The organism is Paenarthrobacter nitroguajacolicus (assembly GCF_029952445.1).
GTDB lineage: Bacteria > Actinomycetota > Actinomycetes > Actinomycetales > Micrococcaceae > Arthrobacter > Arthrobacter nitroguajacolicus_B.
The window spans coordinates 20,549-32,418 of sequence record NZ_JAQPPK010000004.1; the positions used below are offsets into that span (position 1 = coordinate 20,549).

Here is an 11,870-nt window from a genome sequence, read left to right on the forward strand (position 1 = left end):
AGCAGTACACTGCGTCCATTACTAAGTCCCCTGCACGCAGCCTGAGCCTGGCAACACGGCATTGGATCCCCTCCCCGCTTATGCCGGCACCGCTGGCTGTTCGCCCACTTATGCCGCCGTTCTGCTCGTGTGGCGTCGGGAAGTCTTGACCCCAAGGACGCTGTTGACTCGGGAGTCTGGTAGGGAATATGACCTGGAACTGGGATGGGCCGTCAGCTAGGACACCGGGCTGTTGGGCGGTTGTAGTGGGACCCAAATTCCGTCGGGGCATGGCTCCGTTTCACGTGAAACATGGCTCGTAAGAAAGCAGATCCAAAGAGGGAAAACACATCGAAGAGGGCCGTGACGATACGCATGGCTTCCCGCGGTCGTACACCTTTGGTCGTGAAGGGACTGTGGCAGTCAGGATGAGATAGGCGCCAGTGCGTTTTGGCTGTCCGACCGTCCCAGCCATCGGGTGCCGTAACAGGCGATGACTACTCGTGCCATCGAGGCGCGCAATGGACGCTGGCCGCGTCGCCTCATGCCACGCGGTGATTGCACTGGTCGCAGGGATACATTGCGCTAATAGTTCATTTTCGATGTCGCGGTGCAGCTCCGACGACGCCCCATCGTTTGGGTACGACCCGACTCTCCGCTGAAAGACCGTGAGCTGTACCGTTGGGAGACCTGGTCCCGCCCTAAGCGCGGAGCGGCACGCCATAACAGTCGCCGGGGTCTAGGGCCAAGAGTCGCCGCTCGTCAGTCAGTCGCGTTGGGGGCCCTGTTGAGGGTCGTCGAATGGGCGTGGGAGCTTCTGTGCACAGCTCAGCACTGTGGCCACAGTGTGTTCGCGTAACCGTAGTCTGGAGCCCTAAGAATCAAGCGGAAGCTGGGTCGTACCTGTGGTGTGGCGACTAAGTCGGGGTAGTCGTAGGCCAATTTGTTCTGGAATCCCCTAGTGCTGTTGGTCGTTGAGGTTGGCTCTCTCGGATCGGAGTTTGCCTGTGACCGATGTCTTGGGGTGGGTTGAAATTGGAGGTTCTACATGGGGCCGCGGAGTGTGATCTGCGTGAGGATGGCAGCTAGCAGTGAGGGCCGTGTGGGGCAGGTCAGAGGGACGCTGCTACCACCTCGTAAGTCCCGCTGAATTGCTCCTACGGGGCGCTGGCGTCGCTACTGTGGCCTGGTTCGGCAGGGCCAGGCAGAGGGCCTGGCAGAGGGTCTAGCGGCGTTGGCCGCGACTCATCAGCGTCATTCCAGCAATACCAAGCCCCCTTCTCGTGCCCTAGCTGAGAGATCTGCCAGGATTGTCCAGCTATCAGGTGACATTTCCGCAAAGGAGGCAGCGGGTCGGTTTTGCTTCGACTGAAAAGCCACCGATTGGTACTGAAATTCTGCGTTTAGGGTTTAGGGTTTAGGGTTTAGGGCTCAGGGGGCTGGGGGCGCTGGCATAGGGACTTCACTAGGGCGCCGATGCCCGGGTGAGCGTGCTGTGAGGATTCTCAAGCTTCACCCGGTTGAGGCTCTGTGGCTGCTCGGCGGTGCATTGTTTCACGTGAAACAGCTCCTGCAGCGGTCCTGCAGACAGGGTTCTTCAGCGTCCACGGGCCGAGAGCTGTTCCATGTTCGTCTCGGAGGCTATTTCACCGTTCCTGATCCTCACTGATACGTGAATTGCAAGAAACGCAGTAGGCGAGCCCATGCAAAACCGCTTGGGAGCAGCTGGGAGGCAGTACCGGCATCAAGCTGCGAATGCAGTCACCATTGCGGGCAATGATGCATTTCTGTCCATACTTTCCACACCTAGGCTGCGGGGGCGACATCGCAATTGCTGTGACTAGCGGTTTGGTGGACCCTGTCGGGCAATGGAGAGCGTCAGGGATGATGAAGAGCTACTGCGGCCTCTGAGCGCTTCTGGGGTCAACAAGCGTCCCTTGTGGAGCAGAGGAGCATCGGTCCCCCCGTGAAGCATTGGTGTTCCTGGGCTTAGAAGCACTAAATTGCGCCGGAGTGTGTTGGTGCGAGTACGTTCTAGGCTGGCAGGCACGGACAACACACTTCAGAATCACCGCGTATATGCGGAGTGGTTCCTTGTTTCACGTGAAACGTGCGGACAGCAGCCAACCTAACCCCGCTCACCATCCCCCACAATTCCGGGTCGGGGCGCTGTTTCACGTGAAATCGTTACGTGGAAATCACGCGTTCTCGGCTGACTGACTACGCAATGAGGACTAGTGCACTTCATCGGGAGTGCGAACACCAACACCATCAACCCATTCAGTTGGACCATCTGGGAAGTGATTGGGGCAGCCCGCGACCCGGACTTAGGTGAACCGAAGAAGGAGAACAAACAAGGAACAGTGAGCCCCCGGTACCCATCGCGGCAACATGCAGTCTGCTTAGAACTCAGTGCATCGCGTTGCAGTAAACGCACCAGACCCCAAGTTTCAGTAGCAGCGCCGGGGCTACCCGCGCACGGCCAGGTTCAACCAGGGGCACAGAAGAAGGACTCGCTGTGTCAAAGCAACACGGCTCCTCCTGTTGCGAATTGCCGCAGGGCCGAGCTGTGTCAGACTCAATGCACGTTCTAAGTGATCACTCAGGACACCTAACCAAGCCTGGCTCGCAAAGCGGTGAATAGACCAGTGGGGCGTAGCATCCAGGCGTGAAACTACCCACCAACCGTCCCTTTCCGCCTACTCCAGTCAAGGAATGCTCATGAAACGAAAGTCCGGGCATCTCAAGGCCTTCAGCGACTTCAAGCTTCGAAAAGGAACCTATTCCAGTTCAATCCGACGATACAAACAAAGAGGCGGCGGCCCCGCTCCCCAGTGGGAGCAGAACCGCCGCCTTCAATGATCCGGCTAAGGCCGAAAGAACTTAGGACAGGACGTCCGCGAATTCCTTTTCGAAGAACTGCTTCGGCTTGGCGCCGATGACGGTGTTCTTCACTTCTCCCCCACTGAACAGGTACACAGCAGGGATGGAGGTGATGCCGTACTCGGCAGCGATGGCCGGGTTGTCGTCGACGTTCAGCTTGACGACCTCAACCTTGTCGCTGTACTCAACGGAGATCTCGTCGAGGATGGGGCCGAGCTTGCGGCAGGGGCCACACCACTCTGCCCAGAAGTCCACGATGACCGGCTTCTCGGAAGCCAGGACATCCGTGCTGAAGCTTGCGTCAGTTACGTCTTTTGCGTTGCTCATAACTTTTCCCTTCGTATGGTTGCTTGGTGGCAGCTTAGGAGTGCAGGTCTGCGAGGTAGTGCTCAACATCGAGGGCGGCCACACATCCGGAACCGGAAGCCGTAATGGCCTGGCGGTAGGTGGGGTCGATGACGTCGCCAGCAGCGAAGACACCCTTGATGTTGGTACGGGAGCTGCGACCCTCGACGGCGATGGTTCCCTCCGGAGTGAGGTCGACTTTGCCCTTGATCAGGTCCGTGCGGGGATCGTTGCCGATGGCCACAAACACACCGGTGACGGCGAGTTCGGACTCGGTTCCATCCACCAGGTTCTTCAGCTTCAGGCCAGTGACCTTGTCTTCACCAAGAACATCCTCAACGGCCGTGTTCCAGACGAACTTGATCTTCTCGTGGGCCTGAGCGCGGTCACCCATGATCTTGGAGGCCTTGAGCGTGTCGCGGCGGTGCACCACCGTGACGGACTTGGCGAACTTGGTGAGGAAGAGAGCTTCTTCCATGGCGGAGTCGCCACCACCGATTACGGCGATGTCCTGGTCCTTGAAGAAGAAACCGTCGCAGGTTGCACACCAGCTAACACCGTGGCCGGAGAGTCGCTTCTCGTTGGCCAGGCCAAGCTCGCGGTACGCCGAACCCGTGGAGAGGATGATGGCCTTCGCCTGGAACGTCTCCCCCGTGCCGATAGTGACCGTCTTGATGTCGCCGTCGAGATCCAGTTCGGTGACATCCTCAAACTGGATTTCAGTGCCGAAACGGGCAGCCTGCTTCTCGAAGTTCTCCATGAGGTCCGGACCCATGATGCCGTCAGGGAATCCCGGGTAGTTCTCAACATCGGTGGTGTTCATCAATTCGCCACCAGCAGTGACCGAACCAGCGATAAGCAGAGGCTTCATGTTGGCGCGGGCGGTATATACAGCGGCTGTGTAGCCGGCAGGGCCTGAACCTACGATGATGACGTCACGCACCTGCGATGCGCTGTTTTCTGCAATGCTCACGTGGCGTGAACCTCTTCCTTAGTCGATGCTGCGGCTTTCGGGGCAGCCACCTGACTCAACCCCTGATGCGCTCCAAATATTCCGTTGGAGTTGGAGACCCTAAAAGCCACCATCATTCAGGGTACCGTCTGGACACGTGCCATATCTAAAGCGGTGACGCTAATGCGGATAGCAGGAAGGACCGTTCTGACGAATCAAAACGGTCCTTCCTGCAAGGGCAGGGGGTGCTGCTACTGAACGGCTACTTCAGCCAGTCGGAGGCCGAAACCGTACTGCGTCTTGGGGGCGGCCAGCTTGGGCAGCGCCTTGATGACGACAATTACGTACTGGGCCTTCGTGGGCGTAGCCAGGGGTATGGTCAGTTCCGGCGAAGTGAAGCTGTTGGTGCCCACGAGCTTGGCACCGTCCATGGCGGGACGATCATTGGTGAAGACGCTGATGTTTCCACCCGAGCCGCCAAGCTGGTTGAGGACCACGGACTTGACGTCCGCCGGTTCCTTCAGCTTGATCATGAGGGGCACTTCCTCGGCGAGTCCGCCCCAGTTCGCCGTAGCAAACTCCATGTCCGACCAGTAGCTCGCAGCGTTGCCGTCGAAGGCTTTGCCTAGGTCCTTATCGAACGTGGCCGCGAAGGGGAAGTTACCCAGTCGGGTGATCTCCCCAATGGCCGGCGGAACCGCGGGCGCAGCAGTCTCTGTGGGCGGGGGTTCTTCGCTGGGAGTCTCAGAAGACTGAGGCGTGGAGGTGGTCTGGGTGGCGGCCGGTTTGCCGCTGGGCAGGAGGCTTCCCAAATTGGTGACAGCCAGGACGAGCCCTACGATCAACACGGCAGCCAGGAGACCTCCCACGAGCCAACGCAGCGACCGTGGTTCCTTTTCGGGAGCCTCATCCTCGTAGACGTCGTCTTGGTCTGAGTAATCCTCCGTGACAGCCGACGACGCCGGGAAGCTGCTTGCCGCCCGGTCGTAACCGGAGTCGTTGCCTCGGTTGGAAGCCGCGGCACCCGCGGCTGAGGCGCCACCAGCAGCGGCACCACTTTCCGTGAAGCCGTAGTCCTCTTCGGACCAGAGGGAAACCTTAGGCTCAGGTGCCTGCTCGCGACTGGGAGCGTCCCGCGAAGGAATCGGCTGGGACGAAACAGCCTGCGTGGGCGGCTCGGTCGCCGTAGAAGGCCTGGCCGCACCGGACGTGGCGCCCGCACCGGACACGCCCGCACCGGACGCGGCGGCAGCATCGGCGTCGTGGTTTTTTGAACCGGCGTTCTTCAGCGCGGCAGCGGCTGCAACACCGGCCGCGCCAGCACCGGCTGCGGCCGCGGCCAGCTTGCCCGCGATACCGCTTTTGGACGACGACGGGTTCGATGCAGGCATCGGGGGTACATGCGGCGCGCTACGCGTGGGTGCTGCGGGTTCGGGCTCCTCATCCGCCTCAGGGGCGATGGCGTAGCCGTTTTCGTCGTACTGGATGTATTCGGCGTCGTGCTCGTCGTCCTCGTAGAGGCCGTCGTAGGTTTCGGGCTCGTACGTGCGGGGCTGGCCGAAGATTTCGCTGCCCAGCGTTTCCGTAAAGAACGGTTCAATGTATGGCGGGTTGGTGGCCACCACCAGGTCCAGCAGGTCCGGTGCGGTGCTGTGGTTGGTGATCAGGTACGTGGTGTTGTCGCTGATGCCGAGGTCCAGGATCTGGACGTGTCCCGGGCGCTCCCCTGTGGCTACTTCGCGAGCACTCTGGGCAACTTGTTCGGCATTTCCGGGGCCCGCAACAAGGATGCTCACGGGACGGTTGAGGACCTGGTCCACGCCGTCGAGCACCTGATCTTGGTCATGCGAGGTCAACACATTGGCCGTGACCTTGTAGCGGCCGCCAAGTACTGATCCGACGTCGATCGGGTGGGACACGTGTTCCTCCTAGGCTGTCCGGGAGCTGCGGGTCCTGCACACGGATGGCCCGGCGAGCCAGTTCAACCGCTTTTGCAACTACCTATATTCGTTTCTAGCCTAGCGGATTGATGCCCAGCGCCCATGTTGGCGCCACCGGCTTACTTCCTGCGGTTTCGCTCGGCAGGGAAGTATGGATTCCGGCCGGCGTCGCCTTGGTAGGTCCGCCTGCCCGGAAGCGGCACTGATGGACGGAACCTGCCTCCCCGGGCTGTGCTGGGTTCGTCTTCCTCCGGAAGATAGCTCTTCGGGGCGTCCGGTTCGCCCCTGGCCGGTTCGGGGGCACGCTGGGGTGCCACTGCCGGCCCCGCGCGGAACGACGCGGCGTCGAACTCGCCCGAGATGCGCGGAATCAAACCGGTATCGTCCGAGACCGTGGCCCGTGCCGCCGTCGTGGGTTCCACACCGCCCGCGGATTCAGGCGCCGGGGCGCCACGGCCGAGCCGGCTCATCAGCGGACGCAGGAGGTCACGAAGTTCGGTGACGTGGAACACGCGCAGCAGGACCAGGTAAGCGAGCAGCATGACAGGCCCGACGACGACGACAGTCACCAAGGCGGCCGGGCGGCTGCTCCACGCGAAGCCGTCGGCACGGTAGGAGCCCAGGAGCCACAGGGCCGCAGCGCCGGCAAGCGCAGAACCGAGGCCGGCATATCCCATGCGGATGTACGAATTGGCGATCCGGGGCCCGTCGAGGTGACCCAGCAGTCGGCGCAGGAACACCACGCTGATAACCACGGAGAGAATGTTGCCGAGCGTGTAGAGAATGGCGATCGCGTAAATGATCTGGCCGACGGGCAGGAATTGGATGAAGAAGGCGCCCACAACGTAGATCACCGCCAGCCACAACTGGACATACAGCGGCGTGCGGGCGTCCTCGTTGGCGTAGAACACGCGGGACATCATGAAGTTCGCGCTAAGGAATGGTGTGCTGAGCGCCAGGATGGTGAGTGTCTGTGCAAGCATGACGCCGTCCCGCGGCTCACCACCGGAGAAGAACATTCCCAAGGGTCCGGCCAGGGCGAACAGCGCCAAGGCACCAAAGACTGTGGCAACTGCCATGGTGCGGAGGCCATGCGACAGGGCATCCCGGAGTTCTGCTTTATTTCCGTCCTGGGAGGCGCGCGCCATGCGGTTAAAGAGGACCGTTGCCAGCGACAGGGCGATGATCGAGTGCGGCAACAGGTAGAGCTGGCTTGCCACTTCCAATACGGCGTTGCCGGGAAGCACGGCCGCAGCTGCTTTATCCCCTGCGTTGTCCAGACGGAGGCGTTCCGCACCGGGGATCGTCGCGATCCTCATGATGTACAGGAATGCCAACTGCCCGACGGCGGCAGTCGCCAGGGTCCATACGCTCAGCTTGGCGGCCTGGCCCAGTCCAACGCCGCGCCAGCCGAAGCGGGGCCGGAGGCCCAGGCGCAATCGGAACACGGGAATCAGCAGGATGGCCGTTTGTGCCACCACGCCGAACGTGGAGAACCCGGCAAGCAGGAAGGTTTGAGTCGGTCCCCAATTATCCAGTGTGTGAGGGTTGGTGATGTTGGCGCCGAGGATCCAGATGAACAACCCGAGGCCGGCAATGGCCACCACGTTGTTAAGGATGGGAGCCCACATGGCGGGACCGAACGCACCATGGGCATTGAGGACCTGCGTCAGCAGGGCATAGAGCCCGTAGAAGAAGATTTGCGGGAGGCACCACAGGGCGAAAGTGACCGCCAAGGCTTTTTGTTGCTCGGAGTATCCCTGGGTTGTGAGGTCGATGACGATCGGTGCTGCCAGGGTCACCAGGGCCGTGAGCGCAAGAAGCACCAGCACAGCCAACGTCAGCAGCCTGCTGAGGTAGTCCGCGCCACGGTCGGGAGCCTTGCTGGCCTTGATGATCTGCGGAACCAGGACGGCGTTGAAGACGCCACCGGCCACCAGCAGGAAGATCAGGTTCGGCAGGTTGTTCGCGTTAATGAACGTGTCATTGACCGTGGAGCCAAGGCCCAGGGCGGCACCGAGCATCCAGGTTTTGGCGAAGCCAAGGAACCGGGAAACCAACGTTCCCGCAGCCATGATGGCGCTGGAACGTGCTTCTCCGGATTGAACGGACTGGGTTGTTTTGGCTTCAGACATCGCCTTTATCGTCCCATGTACCCGGCTCAGAGATGTTCGGGCAGCACTTCCCGTGCCAGGTCGGCGATGCGGCGTTCATTCGGGAAGGACAACTTTCGGGCCAATTCCTGGATGGGAACCCACGCAGCATCCACGGCTTCCTGGTCCGGATCGTTCTCAATGGTCAGCTCGCCGCCCGTTGCCCTGAGCAGGAAATGATGAACCGTTTTGTGGACGCGGTGGCCACTCACGGTGAACCAGTAATCGATGCTTCCAAGGGGTGCCAGAATGCTGCCTTCGATCCCGGTTTCCTCGGCGATCTCACGTACAGCGGCTTCTTCGTTGTTCTCCCGGCCCTCCGGATGTCCCTTCGGCAGGCACCACTCGAGCCGGCCACCCCTGTTAAGGCGCGCGATGATCGCGACCCGGAGTTCGCCGTCGGACGTGTCAACCACAACGCCGCCCGCGGACACTTCCTCAACTGTGGGCAGCGAAGCCTGCACCGGGTGCTGCGGGGCAGGCGCGACGTGGGCACCGATTGCCGACGGCAACGGTGCGTTTGTCCTCCTGCCGGGAGCGCTCGGTATCGGGTTGGCCATGTGGTCCACTCTAACGACTCTTGCCCCGGAGTGATGACCGGGACATGGCCACAAGATGGACTGCAGAAGATGCCCGGCGGACGCATGCCTGATTTCGCATGGAACAGTGGCCCAATGCGGCGCAAAAATCTGCCAAGCTTAAGGGACTATGGCGCACCTATTGGACAGCTCTTCTGTTAACTTCACCATCGATCCGGTGGTGCTCGACCTCGGGCAGCGCTTTGTCGATGCCGGATTCGAGCTGTCTTTGGTGGGCGGACCCGTACGTGACCTCTTTCTGGGCAGGACCTCCCCGGACCTCGACTTCACCACGGATGCGACGCCGGACCAGACAATCGCCATCATCAAGAAGTGGGCGGACAATTTCTGGGAAATCGGGCGTGCCTTCGGCACCATCGGAATGCGTAAGAGCGGCTTCCAGATCGAAATCACCACGTACCGCGCCGAGGCGTACGACCCCGATTCCCGCAAGCCGGTAGTCGCGTTCGGCAACTCCCTTACCGACGACCTCCTGCGCCGCGACTTCACCATCAACGCCATGGCGCTGCGACTGCCAAGCCTGGAACTGGTGGATCCCTTTGGCGGAGTACGCGATCTGCACGCCTCCGAGCTGGCAACGCCGGGCGCGCCGGAAGCTTCCTTCTCCGACGATCCCCTGCGTATGATGCGCGCAGCCCGGTTCGCGTCCCAGTTGGGCGTGTCGGTGCACGACGACGTCCGGCTCGCCATGTCCCAAATGGCCGACCGCATCAAGATCATTTCCGCGGAGCGTGTTCGCGAGGAACTGGTCAAACTCATCAACGGTGCCCACCCGCGTGTCGGAATCGACCTGCTGGTGGATACCGGGCTTGCCGAGTTCGTGCTTCCAGAGGTTTCTGCCCTCCGGCTCGAATCCGACGAACACCACCGCCACAAGGACGTGTACCAGCACTCGCTGCAGGTCCTTGAGCAGGCTGCTGCGCTGGAAACAGGTCCCGACGGTCCGGTCCCCGGCCCCGACTTTGTGCTGCGGTTCGCTGCGTTGATGCACGACGTCGGCAAGCCGGCTACGCGCCGCTTCGAACCGGGCGGCGCGGTGAGCTTCCGCCACCATGATGTGGTGGGCGCCAAACTGACCGCCAAGCGAATGAAAGCGCTGAGGTTCGACAACGAGTCGATCAAGGCTGTCTCGCGCCTGGTTGAACTGCACATGCGGTTCTACGGCTACGGCGACGCCGGCTGGAGCGACTCAGCGGTGCGCCGTTACGTCACCGACGCCGGTCCCTTGCTGGAACGCCTGCACAGGCTCACCCGTTCCGATGTCACCACGCGTAACCAGCGCAAGGCCGACCGTCTGGCCTTCGCCTACGATGACCTTGAGCATCGCATCGCGGCGCTCCTGGAACAGGAATCGCTGGCCGCTGTCCGGCCCGACCTTGACGGAGCGCAGATCATGGCCCTGCTGGGATTGAAACCAGGACCCGTAGTGGGACGTGCCTACAAGTTCCTCCTCGAAGAGCGGATGGAACATGGCCCACTCTCACCGGAGGAAGCCGAGCAAAAGCTGTTGGCTTGGTGGGAAGCGCAACCCGAGTCCGCCGTCGTCGAGCCTTTGACCGAAACTGAGGAGCCCTCATGAACGCAGTGACTTCCCCGCGTCCGCAACTTTGGATCCTTCGCCACGGCGAGACTGAATGGTCCAAAAGCGGTCAATACACAGGTCTGACCGATCTCCCCCTCACCGTTGAGGGCGAGCAGCAGGCCGTGGAGGCACGCAAAGTGTTGGAGGGCATCGACTTCGACCTTGTCCTGACCTCACCGCTTCGCCGTGCCCGGCGGACTGCAGAGCTGGCAGGCTACCCGGATGCTGTCCACGAACCGCTGGCTGTGGAGTGGAATTACGGCGACTACGAAGGCATTAGCTCGGACCTGATCCGTAAGGACAACCCGGACTACCTCATCTGGACCGACGGCGTGCCCAACGGTGAAACGCTGGACGAGGTAGCTGCGCGGGCCGACAAGATCATTGGCCGGGTCCTGGAATCGGGCATGGACAATGTGCTGGTTGTGGCCCACGGACACTTCTCCCGGATTCTCACCGCGCGATGGCTCGAAATGGACGCGCGCGAAGGACGGCACTTCATTCTCGGGACTGCGAAGGTATGCACCCTTGGGTGGGACAAACGCACTCCGGCAATTGTCCGCTGGGGCCTCTAGAAATTAATTTGGAAAAACTTTTGGCGAATTAGCCAATTGTGCTGGTCAAACTCCAACTTCATGGGGTAGTTTGTATCTTGTTCCCAGAGCGACCCGCCGGGAACCAGGCGCGCATTCACCGGTCAGTCATCCGGGAAGATGCCACAGCAGGTCCCTGTGACCGGAAAAGGAGGTTGGGAAAATGATTACTTTGACTAGCGGACGGAAGTTGACCGTCACTGCTACCCCGGCCTCTGCTGATGATCGACGCCATTTTTAACTCTCTGACCCACTCCTGATTCACTGGCCCGGCGTATTGTCGGCGGTGTTCATAGATGGCCATCCTTTCCCTGGATGGCTGAGTAGTCAGTTGTAGGCGCGGACCCACGCAGCATGCCGCGGGTGCGCAGTTTCCCCATAGTTCGGAACCAGCTTCTTGTTGGGTCGACTGCCGGAAGCACGCGCAATTGTGCAGGCGATCCAGGTTTTTCCTGGTTCGGTCCGCTAAATCCCTTTATTTGTCTTCGGCTATTTGTGCCCTCTTTTGGCGTTGATTTTTATTAATCTCAATGGCCTTTAATTGTTGCGCCCAAATTCCGATGAGTTACCAGCGAAAGGAGGTGAACCATGCGAAAGCGCCCCGAAGAGATGCGCTTCTACAAGAGCAGCGATGCTCCCAAGGAACGCACACTGTTTAACGGCCAGCTGCTCGACCAGCGCCGTGAAGACGTTTACGTTGTCCTGCACCAGATGGGACTCATCCGTTGATTCCCTGAGCCGGCCACGAAGGAGTTCAGATGCCACACATTCACGCTGAACCTCAAGGAGCCCACGCGGCTACGCGTGGGCTCCTCCCTTTTAACTGGGTCGCGTTCGGGCATGA

At 60.9% G+C, this 11,870-nt stretch carries 8 protein-coding genes; 3 read left to right on the top strand and 5 right to left on the bottom strand.

The features are described 5' to 3' along the window. Window positions 1–2,862: 2,862 nt before the first annotated feature. The 5 genes from trxA to PJL15_RS03690 all read right to left on the bottom strand — a co-directional run bounded on the left by trxA (window position 2,863) and on the right by PJL15_RS03690 (window position 8,764). The gene (gene trxA / locus PJL15_RS03670) at window positions 2,863–3,189 is read right to left on the bottom strand and encodes a thioredoxin (RefSeq protein WP_281449861.1); all 327 of its coding nucleotides are present in this window, start codon (window positions 3,187–3,189) and stop codon (window positions 2,863–2,865) included. 34 nt (window positions 3,190–3,223) lie between these two features. Next, entirely contained in the window at window positions 3,224–4,180 is a 957-nt protein-coding gene (gene trxB, locus PJL15_RS03675) for a thioredoxin-disulfide reductase (protein ID WP_281449862.1), read from the bottom strand. A 230-nt stretch (window positions 4,181–4,410) separates the two neighbouring features. Further along, complete coding sequence (locus tag PJL15_RS03680) at window positions 4,411–6,078, bottom strand: ABC transporter substrate-binding protein (protein ID WP_281449863.1); 1,668 nt, start codon at window positions 6,076–6,078, stop codon at window positions 4,411–4,413. A 140-nt stretch (window positions 6,079–6,218) separates the two neighbouring features. Beyond that, window positions 6,219–8,234, bottom strand: a complete 2,016-nt coding sequence (gene murJ / locus PJL15_RS03685; RefSeq protein ID WP_281449864.1) for a murein biosynthesis integral membrane protein MurJ — start codon at window positions 8,232–8,234, stop codon at window positions 6,219–6,221. Between the two features lie 26 nt (window positions 8,235–8,260). After that, entirely contained in the window at window positions 8,261–8,764 is a 504-nt protein-coding gene (locus PJL15_RS03690; RefSeq protein ID WP_018778494.1) for an NUDIX hydrolase, read from the bottom strand. Window positions 8,765–8,960: 196 nt separating this feature from the next. Here PJL15_RS03690 and PJL15_RS03695 point away from each other — a divergent pair, with 196 nt between their 5' ends. The 3 genes from PJL15_RS03695 (at window position 8,961) to PJL15_RS03705 (ending at window position 11,755) form a co-directional block, all read left to right on the top strand. Continuing rightward, on the top strand, window positions 8,961–10,430 hold the full coding sequence (locus PJL15_RS03695) for a CCA tRNA nucleotidyltransferase (RefSeq protein ID WP_281449865.1): 1,470 nt from the start codon (window positions 8,961–8,963) through the stop codon (window positions 10,428–10,430). Further along, window positions 10,427–11,008, top strand: a complete 582-nt coding sequence (locus tag PJL15_RS03700; protein ID WP_189018653.1) for a histidine phosphatase family protein — start codon at window positions 10,427–10,429, stop codon at window positions 11,006–11,008. Before PJL15_RS03695 ends, PJL15_RS03700 begins: the two co-directional genes overlap by 4 nt. A gap of 606 nt (window positions 11,009–11,614) precedes the next feature. Further along, a complete protein-coding gene (locus tag PJL15_RS03705; protein WP_281449866.1) occupies window positions 11,615–11,755 on the top strand; it encodes a hypothetical protein in 141 nt (46 codons plus the stop codon). Window positions 11,756–11,870: the final 115 nt, after the last annotated feature.

Bases quoted from the DNA above. Each gene is read 5' to 3' on its own strand.
- trxA (WP_281449861.1), bottom strand. From the start codon at position 3,189: ATGAGCAACGCAAAAGACGTAACTGACGCAAGCTTCAGCACGGATGTC.
- murJ (WP_281449864.1), bottom strand. From the start codon at position 8,234: ATGTCTGAAGCCAAAACAACCCAGTCCGTTCAATCCGGAGAAGCACGT.
- PJL15_RS03695 (WP_281449865.1), top strand. From the start codon at position 8,961: ATGGCGCACCTATTGGACAGCTCTTCTGTTAACTTCACCATCGATCCG.
- PJL15_RS03700 (WP_189018653.1), top strand. From the start codon at position 10,427: ATGAACGCAGTGACTTCCCCGCGTCCGCAACTTTGGATCCTTCGCCAC.
- PJL15_RS03705 (WP_281449866.1), top strand. From the start codon at position 11,615: ATGCGAAAGCGCCCCGAAGAGATGCGCTTCTACAAGAGCAGCGATGCT.